Raw genomic sequence first — 15,470 nt, 5'->3', positions numbered from 1 at the left:
CTCAACCCGCCTTGCGCAGGGTCAGGTTGATCCGCCGTTCCCCCATTCGCTCATGCTTGCCCGGTTTGATCGGCAGCACGCCATGAAAGCGCAAGCGATCCTCGCCACCCCATACCATGACATCGCCATGACTGAGCGGCACATGCCGCGGTCGGTCGCTGCGCTGCATGCCGCCGAGCAGAAAGACCGCGGGCAGCCCCAGCGAAATCGACACGATCGGCTGGCTGAAATCCTGCTCGTTGCGATCCTGGTGCAAGCTCAGGCGTGTACCGGGCAGGTAGTGGTTGACCAGGCAGGCATCCGGCACGAACCCTTCGAAGCCAGCTTGGGAAGCGGCTCGCGCAGCCAGCGTCAACAGCACCTCGGGCAGCGCCGGCCAGGGCTTGCCGCTCAGCGGATCCAGCGGGCTGTAGCGGTAGCCACGCGCGTCGCTGACCCAGCCCAGGCTGCCGCAATTGCTCAGCGCGACGGCCATGTGCAGCCCTCCGGGGGTTTGCATGTGTCGGAACGGCGCCGCGCGCAACACCGGGCGCAGGGCATCGAGCAGGGCTTCGACCTCGGGCAGGGCAAAGCCTGGCAACAGCATGACCTGGCTGGCCAGAGATTGCGGTTGAGAACCGAAAAGGTCGAGGTCGGACTGGATCATGGGGAGCACTGGCGTGGGTAAGCCTGGATTGTATCGCTGTTGGCTCGGCCAGCCCATGCCGAATGATCGGTGGGCTACGACATCCCGGGATCGAAAAAGGAACCGCGGCGCCCGGGAGCGGGCCGCCACGGTCCAAGGGGGGAGCGGTTATTGCTGGGTCACGGTCGCACTGTTGGCGTTGCCGATCTGGTTGATGGTGGCGTTCATGTTGGCCCCGCTCTGGTCGACGAACGCCTGGTTGCCGTTGCCACCCTGGGTCACATACGCGACGTTGACGCTGTCGGTCTGCTTGATGCTCGCCTGGTTGCCGCTGCCATACAGCTGGTAGGTGTAGCTCTGGTTGCCGCCGCCCGATTGCTCGAGGGTGATGCTGCCGCCATTGCCCGCGGCCAGGCCCTCGGCATAGTTGGCGGTGCCGCGTTGGTCGGCGATCAGCAGGTTGTCGCTGCCGTTCTGTTCGAAATACAGCTCGTTGTTGCTGTCGGCCTGGTGGGTCTGCATCTGGTTGCGGTTGCCGTTCTGGTTCAGGCGCGCCAGCTGGTTGGCACCTTCCTGCGTGAAGTTGACGGTGTTCATCACCCCTTGCTGGTTGATCTCGGCGCGCTGGCTGCTACCGAACTGCCCGCCGGATTTCTCGCCCTTCCAGTTGCTGGCCATGACCTTGTTGCCGACGCCATTGGTCTGGATGCTCAGGTTGTGGTTGTCGCCGGTCTGGTAGGTGAAGTGCAGGTTGGCATTGCCGGTCTGGCTGATACTGGTCACCGACTGGGTGGTTTCGAACTGATCGGACCAGCTGGCGTTGCCCCGACCGCTCTGGCTCAACATGGCGAGGTTATCCTGGCCGAAGCTCTGGTCGATGTAGCCTTCGTTGAGCTGGCCGTTCTGCAGCACGCTGGCCTGGCTGTGGGCCTGGTTGTCTTGCCAGACTTCCACCGAGTGGCCGGTGCCGGTCTGGCTGATGCCGATGGTGCCGCCCTGGCCGTCGCGCTGGTCGCCGTACGCCCAGTTCTGCTTGCCCTCCTGGTAGATGGCAATGTTGCCGTTCTCATGGGTCATGTGTTCGGCGGCGGCCTGGTTGTCGCTGCCGCCCTGCATGATCAGGCTCTGGTTGTTGGTGCCGCCGAACAGTTGCTCGACGGTGGCTTCGTTGCGTTCGCCCCACTGCATCGTGGTGGCCTGACTGCCGAGCTGGGTGTCCTGCCAGATGATCGAGCGGTTGCCCGTCCCCTGTTGGGTCTGTAGCGCCTGGTTGTTCTCGCCGACCGACTGGCTGGCGAAACTGTCGTTGAGGCTGCCTCCGGACTGCTGGGTGATCTGGCTGCCGTTCTCGAACAACTGCTCGGCGTAGCCTGCGTTGAACGAGCCGGTGGCGCTTTGCTGGACATGGCTGGTGCTGGTGTCCTGGATCGCCAGGTGGTTGTGGTCGTGCCCGGCCTGGTTCTGCGTCACCGAGGCGAAGGGCGCGAAGGTCTGCAGGACTTCGGCGATGTTCTGCGCGCCTTGCTGGGTCTGGGTCGAGGTGCTGTCGTCGGCCATGACCTGGCCGACCAGGGCCAGGGTAATGGCAGCGCTCAAGGGTGCGAGCTTGTACATGGTGGTGCCTCCAGGTCTATCGGTATTGGGTGATCTGTACGTGCTGGCCGTTGCCGGCCTGGGTCACGGCACTGTTGAGCCCCGAGCCGTTCTGCTGGATCAGGGCACTGTTGTCGTTGCCGATCTGCTCGATCTGCGCACTGTTGTGGCTACCGCTCTGGCGGATCGAGGCGCTGTTGCCTTGGCCCTGCTGGCTGATCGTGGCCATCAGGTCACTGCCTTCCTGCAGGATGAACGCCTCCTGTGCGCCGCCGGCCTGGACGATACGACCCAGCAGGGCCTGGCCGTCCTGGCCGAGCAGGGCGCGGTTGCCCGTACCCTGCTGCTCGATCGAGGCCACCTGGCCGGCGCCTGCCGGCAGTACGCGAACGATCACGGGCTCGCCGAGGTCGTTGCCAGCGACCAGGTCGGCGTTGTCCATCAGGTCGTCGGCCCAGGTGAGCGGGGTGACCAGGGTCAGGCCGAGCAGCAGGGGGAGCAGGTGCATGGCGTTCTCCTTCGCGCTACTGCACGGTGACTGGCACGGTGCGCACGGTGCCTTGGCTGCTGCGGATGGTCGCCGTCGGGTTGGCCGTCGGGATCACCGTGGTGCTGTTGCTCACGGCCAGGCGCCAGCGTCCGGTCACCGGCACCGTGGTGCTGCCCAGGGTCACCAGGCCGTCCGGGGTGGTCACCTGTACCGTGATGGTGTTGCCGGTGGTCACCGAAGAGGTGCCGCTGATGTCCCAGTTGAAGCGATTGTTGGAACGCGCCGTGACGGTCGCCGCGGTGACGGCGAAGGTCTCCTGGGCGGGGCGCGGCGAAACCTGCAGCGTGACCGTGGCAGGGCTCGACAGTGCGCCGATGGCGTCACGCGCGACGTAGGTGAAGGTCGTGGTGAACGGTGCGCTGACGGTGGTTGGCGGCGTGTAGGTAATGACGCTGCCGTTGCTGCTGACGGTGCCGCGTCCGGCCGGAATGGGCTGGGTGACACTGGCGATGGCCAGCGGCAGGTTGCCTTCCGGATCGGTGTCGTTGGCCAGCACGTCGAGGGTCAGCGGTACACCCAAGGTGGCGGCGCTGTCGGCGACGGCGGTCGGTGGCTGGTTCGGGGCGACGTTGACCGTGACTGTGGCTGCCGTCGATTTCAGCCCCTTGGCGTCCTGGGCGCGGTAGCTGAAGGTGGCGACGAAGGCGTTGCTGGCGCCTGGTGGTGGGGTGTAGGTCACGGCGGTGGTGCCGTTGAGCACCACCGAGCCAAGGCCGGTGCCTGGCTGGCTCAGGTCGGTGATGGTCAGTGGCAGGTTGCCGTCCGGGTCGCTGTCGTTGGCCAGCAGGTTCAGGGTGAGCGGTACGCCGACGCTGGTGCTGCCGTTGTCGGCCTGGGCCACGGGAGGCTGGTTCTCGGCGGCGACAGGCGCTGCCCCGACCACGGTCACCGGCTCGACGTCACTGCCGCCATGGGCGGACTTGACGGTGATGCTGGCAGGGGGCTGGGTCAGGTCACTGACCGTAAGGCTCTGCAAGGTGCCGCTCTTGGACAGGCGGCCGAAGCCTTGGGCGACCAGGTCGGGGACCTGCACCTCGTCACTGGAGCTGGCTTCGATCAGCAGGCGCTTGTTGGCCCAGTCGTAGCGTGCCGTGCGCACCTTGACCACATCGGTGAGCTTGCTCGACAGCGCGGTCGGCCGGGTGGTGCCAGCGGTACTGCTGGCGGTGACCACCACCACAGGCGGTGGCGCGGCCTGGCTCAGTTGCTGGCTGAAGAACAACCCGTTGTTGTCCGGCGTCAGGCTGAACTGGCAGGGCGAAGGCGGCGTGCCGACCAGTGCCAGGCCATTGCGCAGGCAAAGGCTGGCGCTGTTTGGCGCCATGGCGAACACTTCGACGCGGGTCCCGGCGCCATTGCGCTGGTAGGTGGCGCGCTGCAGTTCCACGGGGGTCTGCTGGCGTTGATCGAGCACCTTGCCGGAGACGGTGAAGGTGTTGGTCTGGATCGTGCCGGCCGGGCCCTGGATACGCACGAAGTTGGTGTTGAACGGGCTGCCGGTGACCGCTTCGACGCGATTGGGGTCGCCGATGAAGGTCTCGGTGGCACCGGTGTCCGGATTGACCTCGCTGTAGGGGCCACCGACGCCACGCAGGAATGGGCCGAGGTTGCCAGTGAGTGCGCCGCTGAAGTTGCCCGGTGCGCCGATGCCGATGTCGCGGGTGATGTTGATCGCGCGCCGGCCCGCGGTGGTCACGTTGACCGTCTCGACCCCATAGGGGTGGGTGATGGTGTAGGTGCCGGTGCGCGGCACCGAGGCGCGGATGCGGATGCGGGCGAAGCTCTGCTGGTCGCCGTTCACCGGGTTCTCGGCCGCGAAGGCGGCTTCAAGGCCGGCGACATAGACTTCCAGCTCGTAGCCGCTGTTGCCCACCTGCGGAATGTCGGTTTCGGCGAGGAACCAGAACATCTCCGGTGGCCAGTTGTCCGGGAACACCAGGGGCAGGGCGTCGTCGTAGACGCCGGGTTCGGGCAGCAAGGTGCACATGTAGGCAGGTGCGCCCGGCGCGCCCGGTGCGCGGCTGCTGGTGGCGCGCGACTGGCACAGCTCCAGCGAAAGGTTGTCCGAATCCTTGTACCACATGGGGTAACCCCCGGTGGCAAAGGTGTAGGGCCCGGGGTCGACCTCGGAGAGCGCGGCCCAGGCCGCACTGCTGAGCGTGAGGGTGAACCCGGCGGCGCACAGCGCCCGGCGTGGCCAAGTGTTCATGCTGCCTCCTTGAAGGCGGGGCTTCTGTCTGTTCATGGCACCAGCTCCACGTCTTCGCTGTCGCTGCCGCCCTGGGCACTGGTGACTTGCACCTTGGCCGGCGGGATTGGCGAGAGCCCGGTGGTCAGCGTCTTCAGCGCACCGTTGCCCGACAGGCTACCGATCAGCGCGCCGTTGCCGGTGTGCGCGGTAAGGGCCGGGGGGGTGGTTTCGTCGCTGCTGCTGGCGACCAGCGTCAGTTGACCGCTGGCGAGGCTGTACTCGGCGCGGCTGATGGTGACCAGGTCGGTCAGGCTCATGGGCGCCGTGGTCGGTGTGCTGGTGGCGATTGCCAGGCTGTTGTCGGCGGTCACCTGCAGGGTCAGCGGCAGGCTCGGGTTGAGCGCCGACTGGGCGTACCAGGCGCCGGTGCCGTTGGCTTCGCCCAGTGCCAGTGTGGGCGTCTGGCTGCTCAGGGTGACGGTGGCCGGTGCTGGCGGGGCCATGACGAAGACATCCTGCTGGGCGCGCAGGTCGCCGTTCTCGGTGTGCCGTGAATAGGTGCTGCGCAGCGGGATCAGTGGAGTCGGGCGGTTGATCGTCGACAGCTTGCCGGACACGGCGAACAACTCGGTGCGCAGGTCGATGCCGTTCGGGCCTTCGATACGCACGAAGTTGGTGTTGAACGGGCTGCCGGTGACCGGCTCTTCCAGGTTCGGGTCGCCGATGTAGCGTTCGCTGGCTCCGCTGCCGGGATTGGTCTCGGTGTAGGGCCCGTTGACGCTGCGCAGGAACGGCCCGACATCGCCTTTGAGCGCGCCGCTGAAGTCGGCTGGAGAACCGATGCCGATGTCGCGGGTCATGTTGATCGCGCGGCGGCCAGCGGCCGGTACGTCGAAGACTTCGACGCCGTAGGGGTGGGTGACCACGTAAGTGCCTGCAACCGGCACATCGACGCGGATGCGTACCCGGGCGAAGCTGACCTGATCGCCTTCGACCGGCTCCTCGGCGCTGAAGGCTGCCTCGATGGCCGTGCCGTAGCTCAGGTCGATGCCGCGCGCAGCGTCGACGATGGCCGCATCGGCGGTGAACCAGAAGGCTTCGTCAGGGAAGTTGCTGGGGAACTGGATGGGCTGGGTGTCATCGAAGACGCCCGGGGTCGGCAGCAACGTGCACATGTACGAAGGCGCTCCCGGCGCGCCGGCAACCCGTGAGCTGACGGCTTTGGACAGGCACAGGTCGAGGACTCGACCATGGCTGTCCTGATACCAGGCGGCGAAGTTGCCGTTGGCGAGGTTGTAGGGGCCGGTATCGACCGCGTACAGCGCAGCCTGGGCCGGTAGCTGGATCAGGCCGGCGAAGATCGCCATGGCCAGTGGGTGGGGCGTCGGTCGGTGCATGAGCAGATCCTCCTGCAAACGGGCCCATGGTTTGGGGCGTCTGCACAGGGATCGGCAACAGTTGTGCCAGCTTGCTTGAAGTGTGCTGCAGGGCTTGTGGGGCGTGGCTTTGGCGGGTGAGCGCAAAAGTGAATGCCGGAGTATTCGATGGGCGGATAACCCCAGCTTTGGGGAATTGGGGAGGCCTGGGCAACCCCTGTGGCCTGGGTCGCTGCCATCCACAGCCGAACCCCGCTTTACGTATACGGCACGCTGACGCACACTGCGCAGAGTTCCGGGGTACAGCTGGAGTAAACGATGGCGCGACAATCACCCATAACAGACGCCCACGACCCGATGCAGCAATCCCGCCAGGTCCGCCTGCACCTGGCCAACGAGGGCAAGTTGCCTTCGGGCATGCTGCGCGAGGAGATCGATGCCTCATGGCGGCGCAGCCACGGCCATGGCCTGGACTGCCTGCAAGGCGAGCAGGTCGGCCTTGGCATCGAGCACGGTCAGAACCTGCAGACGCTGCTCGAACTCAACCGCACACTGATTGATGCCGTCACGCCCGAGCTCGACTACCTGGTCGAGCGTCAGGGCAAGGGCGCAATCATCATCCTCGGCGACGCCCAGGCCAACGTGCTGGCCATCGAAGGGCAGACCCATGTGCTCAACCGCAATGGCCTGCGCGACCTGCACCCCGGCAGTTGCTGGAGCGAGGCATTGCGCGGCACCAATGCCATCGGCACCGCCGTGGTCGAAGGGCGGCCCACCCTGATCAACTGTGGCGAACACTACCTCGATCGCCTCAGCCCGTTCTCCTGCACTTCGGTCCCTCTGCGCGACCCTCGCGGCGAGGTAATCGGTGTACTCGACATTACCCGCGAAGGGGTGATGAGCCAGCCCCAGGACAGCCTCTCGACCCTGATGCTTGCCGCCGGCAACATCGAGAGTCGGCTGTTCGGCCTGTACCACCCCGAGCAGTTGGTGCTGGCGTTCCACAGTCGCCCACAGTACCTGGGCAGTGCCTGGCATGGGCTATTGGCCCTGAGCCTTGATGGTGAGGTGATGGCGGCGAACGAAAATGCCTGCCAATTGCTCGGGCTGCCACGCCCTGGCTTGATCGGCCGCCGTTGCAGCGACTTGCTCGGCGAGCGTTCGCCGGCCTTTCTCAACCGCCTGTGGCAAGGCGGGATGAGCAGTGTGCAGACTGCCAAAGGGGAGTTCTTCGTTCGGGTGCTGCAACTGCCTCGGCATGGCAACCTGGGGGCGACCGTCGCGACAAAGCCTGTTGCTGCGCTCAAGTCGCCGGCGCTCGATGCACTGGGCGCGGGCGATAGCCGTCTGGCGCGGGGTTTGCGCATGGCTCGCCAGGGCCTGGTCAACGGCCTGCCGGTGCTGCTGCTGGGGGAAACCGGGACAGGCAAGGAAGTGGTGGCGCGCGCCCTGCACCAGGCCAGCCCGCGTGCGGACAAAGCGTTCGTGGCCGTCAACTGCGCGGCGATTCCCGAAGGGCTGATCGAGTCCGAGCTGTTCGGCTACCGTGACGGCGCGTTTACCGGCTCGCGCCGCGGCGGCATGGTCGGTCGGCTGATGCAGGCCCATGGCGGTACCTTGTTCCTCGACGAAATCGGTGACATGCCACTGGCCCTGCAAGCGCGGCTGCTGCGCGTGCTGCAGGAGCGTCGCGTGGCGCCGCTCGGGGCTGGCGAGGAACAGGACATCGACGTGGCGATCATCTGTGCCACGCACCGCGATCTCAAGCGGCTGGTGGCCGAGCAGCACTTTCGCGAAGACCTGTACTACCGGGTCAACGGCGTATCCCTGCGCCTGCCGGCCTTGCGCGAGCGCGATGACCTCGGGGCCCTGATCGAAGGGGTGCTGGACAAGCTCGGTGCCCGAGGCGTCACCCTCGATCCGGCACTGGCCTGCCTGCTCGAAGGCTTCGACTGGCCGGGCAATATCCGCCAACTGGAAATGGTATTGCGCACCGCGCTGGCCATGCGCGAGGAGGGTGAGCAGATACTCGGGCTCGATCACCTGACCGATTGCCTGCTCGACGAGTTGTCCAGTGGCGCCCCTGTGGCCGGTAGCCTGCGCGAGAATGAACTGGAGTTGATCCGTGGCGCCCTGGCGCGTCACCAGGGCAATGTATCGGCCGCCGCCGAAGCGCTGGGCATCAGCCGCGCGACGCTGTATCGCAAACTCAAGCAGTTGCGCGGTTAGACCATGGGCGGAGTGTTCTCGCGCCTGATCGAGTCTGGCGACCCCGTGCTCATGCGCCAGGCCCTGGCCTGGCTGTATGGCTTCGTGCGGCCCCAGCGCCGGGCCATCGCCGTGCTGCTGGGGTTGTCGTTGCTCGCTTCGCTGCTGGCCCTGGCCCAGCCCTGGCTGATCAAGACCTTGATCGACGATGGCTTGCTCGCCCGCGATTACCAGACGCTCTGGCACATGGCAGCGTTCATGATCGGTGCCGGGGTGCTGGGGACCGTGCTGTCGGGGGGCAATCGCTACCTGCATACGCGTTTGTCAGGGCGCATCCTGTTCGCCTTGCGCGATGACCTCTACCGACACTTGCAGCAATTGTCGCCGACGTTCTACGGGCGCCGCCGCACGGGCGATATCCTTTCGCGCCTGGACGGCGATGTCGCCGAAATCCAGCGCTTTGCCGTGGATTCGCTGTTCGCGGCCGTCTCCAGCGTGATCGGCCTGCTGGGCGCGGTGGCCCTGATGCTGATGTTGTCGTGGCAACTGTCATTGTTGCTGGCCTTGCTCGTACCGATCGAAGTGCTGTGGCTGCGTTGGATGCGGCGCAAGGTCGAGCGCGAAGTGCGCAGCCTGCGTGAGCGCTCGGCGGACGTGTCGTCGTTCCTGGTCGAGACGCTGCCTGCGATGAAGTTCATCCAGGCCGCCGGCCAGCAGGGCCGTGAAGCGGGGCGCCTGGATCAGTTGGGGCAGGGCTACATGAAGCAACTGCTCAAGGTGCAGATCACCGAATTCTTCACCCAGGCCGTGCCCGGCACCCTGACTTCGTGGTGCCGCGCCTGTGCCTTTCTGGTGGGTGGCTGGTGGGTGATCCAGGGCACGTGGCAGTTGGGTGCGCTGATCGCCTTCTCCACCTACCTGGGCATGGCCGTTGGGCCGGTGCAGAGCTTGCTTGGCCTGTATGTCGCGGTGCAGCGGATGGCGGTGAGCCTGGGCCGGGTCATGGAGCTCAAGCGCGAACCGGTGGCGGTCAGCGAGCCGCAGGTGCCCAGGTCGATGCCCGAGGGGCCAGGTGAGCTGCGCCTGGAAGGCGTAGGCTTTGCCCACGAGGGCCGCCAAGGGGCGGTGCTCGATCAGGTCGATATCACCGTCGGCGGTGGGCTGAAGGTGGCCATCAGCGGCGCCTCCGGAGTGGGCAAGTCGACCCTGATCGACCTGCTGCAGCGTTTTTACGACCCGGATCATGGGCGCATCCTGCTCGACGGTGTCGACCTGCGCGAGCTCGACCTGGCCGCCCTGCGCCGCCGCATCGCCGTGGTCAGCCAGGACATCGTGCTGTTTCGCGGCACCCTGGCCCAGAATCTCGCCTACAGCACACCTGATGTCAGCCGCACCGCGCTGGAACAGGTGGTGCGCCTGACCCGTCTGGAGGGCTTGGTGCAAAGCCTGCCGATGGGGCTCGATGGCGCGCTCGGCGAGCGCGGCCAGCAGTTGTCCGGCGGGCAGAAACAACGTATCGCCATCGCCCGTGCCTTGCTGCAGGATCCAGCGATCCTGGTACTGGACGAAGCCACTTCGGCAGTGGACGAGGCGACCGAGCGCGAAGTGATTGCCGCCATCGATCAGTTGTTTGCCGGGCGCACGCGCATTCTCATCAGCCACAGGCCGTCGACCCTGGCCGATGCAGACCTGCATCTGCAACTGCAGGGCGGCCAGTTGCGGGTTCTGGAACGGGTGCACGCCGACCATGGTCGCTGATCTGCGCTTGGGGGTGATCGACAGCGGCTGCACGTCGCCGCAAATGCCGACGGTGCTGGCCGCGCGGCGTTTCTGGCTGCAAGACGGACTGCTCCAGGAGGGCGAAGCGCTACCTGACACCCTTGGCCATGGCCGTGCGGTCCTGGAGTGCCTGCGCGAGGGGGCCGGTGATACACCGGTGCTGCTGGCCCAGGTGTTCAGCGACCAACCGCGCACCAGCGCCTTGCAGGTGGCTGCCGCCTTGCTGTGGCTGGTGGAGCAGGGTGCGACCCTGGTCAATATGAGCCTGGGGCTGCAGCAGGACCGCCCAGTGCTGCGCCAGGCCTGCGCCGCCGCCCAGGCTGCCGGCGTCGTGTTGTGTGCTTCCAGCCCGGCCCGGGGTGCGCCGGTGTATCCGGCCAGCTACCCGAACGTGCTGCGCATCACCGGCGACGCCCGGTGCAGCGCAGGCCAGTGGTCATGGCTGGGCACGGCGCAGGCCGACTTTGGCGCGCCGGTGGGGGGCAATGCCCAGGCGGGGGCCAGCCTGGCATGTGCCGCCTTGACCGGGCGAATGTGCGCATTGCTGCGCGAGCATCCCGAGCTGCAACCTGCACAGCTACGTGCCTGGCTGCAAGCGCATGCGGCCTTCGTCGGGCCTGAGCGTCGAGGTGTCGATGAGCCGTGATCCGCACATCCTCGTGCTCGGTGCAGGCCCTGCCGGGGCGGCAACCGCCATAGGCCTGCGGCGCATGGGCTATACGGTCACGCTGGTGTCGGACTGGCGTCGTTTCGATGCCGTCGAAGGAGTGTCGCAGCGCGTGTTGGACGGCCTGCACCATGCAGGGCTTGGCTTGGCACTCGCAGTGGCGACGATCGCTGCCGCGCGTCAGGTGCAATGGAACGGCGAGCGGCTGCAGATGAATCAGGAGTTCCTGCTTGATCGGGCATGTTTCGATCGGGCGCTGCGCGAGGATCTGCTGCGCGCCGGGGTGAATCTCGTTCAGGGGCGTGTCCGCGAGCTGACGCAGGAGGGACGATACCGGGCGCGGCTCGACGACGGCCAGGTGCTGCAAGGCGATTTCCTGGTCGAAGCCCGTGGTCGCCAGGCCCCGCTGCCTGCCAGCCGCCTGCGCGGCCCGGAAACCATCAGCCTGCTCAACCTCTGGCAATCGACGGCAGGCGGCACGCCGGCCTCTGCAGTGGAAAGCCTCGACGATGGCTGGGCATGGATGGCGCGTCTGGCAGACGGGCGCTGCTACTGGCAAATCACCCTTGATGCCAGCGTGGCCTCGCTGCCGGGCAAGGCGGCACTGGGTGAGTATTGCGCGACCCGGCGCCGGCAGTCGCCAGGGGTCGCGCAGTTGTTCGATGCACGCGCGCTAGAGCCCGCTCAGGTGCATGCCCGCAGCAGTACGGCGATTCTTGCCGGCGAGTGTGCCGGCGCGGACTGGCTGCGGGTGGGGGATGCGGCGATGGCCGTCGATCCGTTGTCGGGCAACGGGATCTTCCAGTCACTGTCGTCGGCCTTGCAGGCGCCGGTGGTGATCAACACCTTGCTGAGGCGGCCGGAGCGGGCGGCCTTGGCGCAGCGCTTCCACCAGCAACGGGTGGAGCACTTGTTCCTACGTTTTGCCCGTACGGGACGGGATTTCTACCGGCTGGAACAGCAGCATGCCGGCGCGGGGTTCTGGGTGCCACGTCAGCGGTGGCCTGATGACCAGGCCATGCACCAGGCCGCGCATTGGCAGACGGTTCGAGTCGAACGCAGGCCGGTGTTGCGCGAAGGCTGGGTGGACGAGGCCGAGGTAGTGGTAACGGCTGACCAGCCGCTGGGTGTATGGCACCTGCAGGGCATTGAACTGGCACCGGTGGTACGGGCCCTGCAGGCGGGTTCTAGCCTGGTCGAGGTGCTGGCGGACCAGCCTGAGCAAGCTCAAGCGATGGTGCGACGCTGGTTACTGGAGCAGGGTTATCGCTGAGGGCCGCGTATTGCTTTTGCGAGTAACCAAGCGCCTGCACGACGCTTGGCGAAGGCTCAGAAGAAAGTCCCGATCACCAGTTGCAGGTAGGTCCCGGTATCCCGGCTACCCAGCTGCATGCCGCCACTGTCGGCACTGCGCTCGGGTTTGTAGAAGCCCAGCACCGGGCTGATCAGCAGGTGATCGTTGACCATCCACTCCACATACAGGTCCAGCTCTCGTCCGCCGACATTTCCCTGGTCGGTGTCCAGCGTGTCGAAGTCGAAGTACAGCGCGCCAAGGGTCAGGTTGTCGCGAGGCTTGGCCTTCAAGCCCACATGCTGGACCTGGGTGTTGGTGTTGAAAGGACCGGCATAATTGGCGGCGACCTCACCCTGGAACCAGGTGCCGTAACCCCGGCTGAGCCCGTAGAACAAGGGGTCGAAATCCTTGGAGAAGCGGCTGTAGCGGTAGCTGGCGGTGGGTGTCCATGGCAGTTGCGAAAAGGTCCAGCTGCCTTCCAGGTACCAGGCGTTCTCACGTGTGCCTCGTTGGTCCTGGGTGACGTACTCGCCGGCCACCTCCAGGTCCTGGACACCGAGGTTGCCGCGTCCGCGCAGACTGACGGTGTCCATGCCATCGCGGTGCTCCAGGCCCATGATCTGGGCATAGCGACGGTCCACATCCAGGCCATGAATCCAGCTCAGGCCAAGGGTGCCTGCGTCGCCGACGTGCTCCAGATTGGCGACAGCCATGGCGCTGTCGGCCTGGTAGTGGTTGTCGGACTTGAGCCACATCAGGTCGCCACGCCAGCCCTGGCTGCCGCCCAGGCGCAGCACGGCGGTGCGGTCGAAGGCCTTGCGCGCCGCCAGGTAGTAGGCGCCGCCGCGGTTGAAATTGGCACCCAGGTCGACCTTGCCGAGGTTGACGGGGTCGCCCTGGATCAGGAAGCCATCCCCCAAGGTGACCACCTGGCGGCCGCCGGAAATATCGATGCCGTCTTCACCCAGCAGCGGGAACAGCGTCCCCGAGCGCCAGCCAAGATAAGCATCCTCAACGGCCGTGCGGCGTTCGTCCCCCAGGGTCAGGCCCGCGGCATCGCCGTCACCCCAGGTGGCGGAGCTGAGCAGGCTGAAGGCGCCGTACAGTGAGCCGCTGTCGGCCAACGTCTGGCTCGCGCTCAGGCCATATTTGACGTAGCCCTCGCGCCAGTTGCTGCTGCCAGGCTTGCGGTTGCCGGCCTGGTTGAAGCTTTCGTCACTGTGAAAGATGCCGAACAAGGCCTCGAGGTTGGCGTTGAGGACAGTGCCATCCTGGTTGTAGAGCTCGTGGGCCTGGGTAAGGGGGGCGGCCAGCAGAAGGGCCAGCGTGCAGACGAGCGGATGCCTCATGGTGTGCTCCATGTTTTCTTGTTGTTTTCAGGAAGTCGGCCTCTTTGCCGGCAACGCTGCGAAGAGGCCGGCGCAGCTCAGGTTCAGAGCTTGATCAGTACCGACTTGAGCTCGGTGTAGTAGTCGATCGCCGCAGCGCCCATCTCCCGGCCGACGCCCGATTGCTTGTAGCCACCGAAAGGCAGCGCAGGATCCAGCGCACTGTGGCAGTTGACCCAGACCGAACCGGACTTGATGCGCGGAATCATTCGATGCACGGCGCTCAGGTCGTTCGACCAGATGCTCGCGCCCAGCCCGTAAGGGTTGTCATTGGCCATGCGCACGACCTCGTCGATATCGTCGAAGGGCATCGCCACCAACACCGGGCCGAAGATCTCTTCCTGGACCAGGCGATGGCGCTGGTCGACATCGACGAGCACCGTCGGTTTGACGAAGTAGCCCGGCCCGTAGCTTTCACCGCCGCAGGCGATGGTCGCGCCGAGCTCGCGGCCCAAGGCGATGTAGCTGCTGACCCGGTCCTGCTGCTTGGCGGAGATCAGCGGCCCCATCTGCACCGCCGGGTCCAGGCCGCTGCCGAGTTTCATGCCGTTGGCGATGCCGGCGATGTCGGCCACCACATTGTCGAAATGCTTGCGGTGCACATACAAGCGCGATCCTGCACAGCACACCTGGCCCTGGTTGAAGAAGATCGCCGTGGCCGCACCAGCGGCGGCTTCCTGCAGGTTGGCGTCGGGCATGACGATGGTCGGCGACTTGCCGCCCAGCTCGAGGGTGACGCGGGTCATGTTGTCCATCGCGGCCTTGCCGATCAGCTTGCCGACTTCGGTCGAGCCGGTGAAGGTGAGCTTGTCCACGCCCGGATGGCGGCTGAGGGCGGCGCCAGCGTTGAGCCCGGTGCCTGTGACCACGTTGAACACGCCAGCCGGGTAACCGGCTTCATCGACCAGCTCGGCGAGCTTGAGCGCCGTCAGTGGGGTTTCGTCGGCAGGCTTGAGTACCATGGTGCAGCCGGTGGCCAGCGCCGGGCCGAGTTTCCAGCAGGCCAGCAGCAGGGGGAAGTTCCAGGCGACGATGGCTCCGACCACGCCGACCGCTTCGCGGCGAATGAAACCGTGGAACTGTTCGTCGGGCATCAGCGGCATCGAAGCCTCGACGGTGCTGCCCTCGATCTTGGTAGCCCAGCCGGCCATGTAGCGCAGGAAGTCGATGGCCAGTTGCACGTCCATGACCTGGGCGACGTTGGCGCTCTTGCCATTGTTCAGGCATTCGAGCTCGGCCAGTTCGCGGGCATCGCGCGCCATCAGGTCGGCCAGGCGCCACAGCAGGTTCTGCCGCTCGCGTGGGCGCATCCGGCTCCAGGGTGAGTCGTCGAAGGCCTGGCGGGCTGCGCGCACGGCACGGTCGACGTCCTCGGTGTCGGCCGAGGGAACCTCGCCGAGAATCTCGCCGGTGGCCGGATTGCGGAAACTCAAGGTGCGGCCACTGGCGGCGTCCTGCCAGTCGGCGCCGATGCGCATCTTCAGCTTGCGCGCGAGGAACGCCTGGGTGGCGGGCAGGATGGGCAGGTCGGAAAGCATGGGGCGGTGCCTCTTGTCATAGGAGTGTGGCAAGGGCGGCGCAATGGCCGTGCCAAGGTGGCCTTGCGGATTTAAGTCATTGATCAGTTTGATTTTTGTGTTGGTGTACAGGGTGGATTGCGGGGCTGTGCTGTTGCACATTGAGACGGTGTGAGACGGTGGTGAAACAGGTAGACCGCGCTGGCCTTTTCGCGGGCAAGCCCGCTCCTACAGATATTGAATCCTGCACCAACCCGTAGGAGCGGGCTTGCCCGCGAAAAG

General features: G+C 66.2%; 11 protein-coding genes. 4 read left to right on the top strand and 7 right to left on the bottom strand.

Going from position 1 to position 15,470, the window contains the following annotated elements; genetic code table 11:
* Nucleotide 1: 1 nt before the first annotated feature.
* From alkB to ACPZMI_RS21720, 5 genes are all read right to left on the bottom strand, one after another.
* The gene (gene alkB / locus ACPZMI_RS21740) at nucleotides 2-646 is read right to left on the bottom strand and encodes a DNA oxidative demethylase AlkB (RefSeq protein WP_186664532.1); all 645 of its coding nucleotides are present in this window, start codon (nucleotides 644-646) and stop codon (nucleotides 2-4) included.
* Between the two features lie 147 nt (nucleotides 647-793).
* Nucleotides 794-2,239, bottom strand: a complete 1,446-nt coding sequence (locus ACPZMI_RS21735) for a curlin (protein WP_426353048.1) — start codon at nucleotides 2,237-2,239, stop codon at nucleotides 794-796.
* A gap of 16 nt (nucleotides 2,240-2,255) precedes the next feature.
* A complete protein-coding gene (locus ACPZMI_RS21730) occupies nucleotides 2,256-2,726 on the bottom strand; it encodes a curlin (RefSeq protein WP_186719453.1) in 471 nt (156 codons plus the stop codon).
* A gap of 16 nt (nucleotides 2,727-2,742) precedes the next feature.
* Entirely contained in the window at nucleotides 2,743-4,977 is a 2,235-nt protein-coding gene (locus ACPZMI_RS21725; RefSeq protein ID WP_426353047.1) for an Ig-like domain-containing protein, read from the bottom strand.
* Nucleotides 4,978-5,009: 32 nt separating this feature from the next.
* Nucleotides 5,010-6,356: a hypothetical protein gene (locus ACPZMI_RS21720; protein WP_426353046.1), complete on the bottom strand. Its 1,347-nt coding sequence runs from the start codon at nucleotides 6,354-6,356 to the stop codon at nucleotides 5,010-5,012.
* 297 nt (nucleotides 6,357-6,653) lie between these two features.
* On the opposite strand from ACPZMI_RS21720, the gene ACPZMI_RS21715 reads away from it, so the two are divergent.
* From ACPZMI_RS21715 to qhpG, 4 genes are read left to right on the top strand one after another with little or no spacing between them, the layout of a single operon-like run.
* A complete protein-coding gene (locus ACPZMI_RS21715) occupies nucleotides 6,654-8,564 on the top strand; it encodes a sigma-54-dependent Fis family transcriptional regulator (RefSeq protein ID WP_426353045.1) in 1,911 nt (636 codons plus the stop codon).
* A 3-nt stretch (nucleotides 8,565-8,567) separates the two neighbouring features.
* Nucleotides 8,568-10,301: an ABC transporter ATP-binding protein gene (locus ACPZMI_RS21710; RefSeq protein WP_426353044.1), complete on the top strand. Its 1,734-nt coding sequence runs from the start codon at nucleotides 8,568-8,570 to the stop codon at nucleotides 10,299-10,301.
* Nucleotides 10,291-10,968, top strand: a complete 678-nt coding sequence (gene qhpE / locus ACPZMI_RS21705; RefSeq protein WP_426353043.1) for a subtilisin-like serine protease QhpE — start codon at nucleotides 10,291-10,293, stop codon at nucleotides 10,966-10,968. The genes ACPZMI_RS21710 and qhpE overlap by 11 nt, the downstream gene beginning before the upstream one ends.
* Entirely contained in the window at nucleotides 10,922-12,262 is a 1,341-nt protein-coding gene (qhpG, locus tag ACPZMI_RS21700) for a flavin-dependent monooxygenase QhpG (protein WP_426353042.1), read from the top strand. Before qhpE ends, qhpG begins: the two co-directional genes overlap by 47 nt.
* A 56-nt stretch (nucleotides 12,263-12,318) precedes the next feature.
* On the opposite strand, the gene ACPZMI_RS21695 is transcribed toward qhpG, so the two are convergent.
* The gene (locus ACPZMI_RS21695) at nucleotides 12,319-13,632 is read right to left on the bottom strand and encodes an alginate export family protein (protein ID WP_426353041.1); all 1,314 of its coding nucleotides are present in this window, start codon (nucleotides 13,630-13,632) and stop codon (nucleotides 12,319-12,321) included.
* 83 nt (nucleotides 13,633-13,715) lie between these two features.
* Nucleotides 13,716-15,209 carry an aldehyde dehydrogenase family protein gene (locus ACPZMI_RS21690; protein ID WP_426353040.1) on the bottom strand — a complete coding sequence of 498 codons (1,494 nt, stop codon included), beginning with the start codon at nucleotides 15,207-15,209 and terminating at the stop codon, nucleotides 13,716-13,718.
* Between the last annotated feature and the right edge of the window lie 261 nt (nucleotides 15,210-15,470).

This window comes from Pseudomonas wayambapalatensis (assembly GCF_049942315.1).
Lineage (GTDB): Bacteria > Pseudomonadota > Gammaproteobacteria > Pseudomonadales > Pseudomonadaceae > Aquipseudomonas > Aquipseudomonas wayambapalatensis.
This window is presented reverse-complemented; position numbering and strand designations above follow the sequence as displayed.

What these genes read in the sequence shown, in the direction of transcription:
- alkB (WP_186664532.1), bottom strand. Translation starts at nt 646, where the DNA reads ATGATCCAGTCCGACCTCGACCTTTTCGGTTCTCAACCGCAATCTCTG.
- ACPZMI_RS21735 (WP_426353048.1), bottom strand. Translation starts at nt 2,239, where the DNA reads ATGTACAAGCTCGCACCCTTGAGCGCTGCCATTACCCTGGCCCTGGTC.
- ACPZMI_RS21730 (WP_186719453.1), bottom strand. Translation starts at nt 2,726, where the DNA reads ATGCACCTGCTCCCCCTGCTGCTCGGCCTGACCCTGGTCACCCCGCTC.
- ACPZMI_RS21725 (WP_426353047.1), bottom strand. Translation starts at nt 4,977, where the DNA reads ATGAACACTTGGCCACGCCGGGCGCTGTGCGCCGCCGGGTTCACCCTC.
- ACPZMI_RS21720 (WP_426353046.1), bottom strand. Translation starts at nt 6,356, where the DNA reads ATGCACCGACCGACGCCCCACCCACTGGCCATGGCGATCTTCGCCGGC.
- ACPZMI_RS21715 (WP_426353045.1), top strand. Translation starts at nt 6,654, where the DNA reads ATGGCGCGACAATCACCCATAACAGACGCCCACGACCCGATGCAGCAA.
- ACPZMI_RS21710 (WP_426353044.1), top strand. Translation starts at nt 8,568, where the DNA reads ATGGGCGGAGTGTTCTCGCGCCTGATCGAGTCTGGCGACCCCGTGCTC.
- qhpE (WP_426353043.1), top strand. Translation starts at nt 10,291, where the DNA reads ATGGTCGCTGATCTGCGCTTGGGGGTGATCGACAGCGGCTGCACGTCG.
- qhpG (WP_426353042.1), top strand. Translation starts at nt 10,922, where the DNA reads ATGCGGCCTTCGTCGGGCCTGAGCGTCGAGGTGTCGATGAGCCGTGAT.
- ACPZMI_RS21695 (WP_426353041.1), bottom strand. Translation starts at nt 13,632, where the DNA reads ATGAGGCATCCGCTCGTCTGCACGCTGGCCCTTCTGCTGGCCGCCCCC.
- ACPZMI_RS21690 (WP_426353040.1), bottom strand. Translation starts at nt 15,209, where the DNA reads ATGCTTTCCGACCTGCCCATCCTGCCCGCCACCCAGGCGTTCCTCGCG.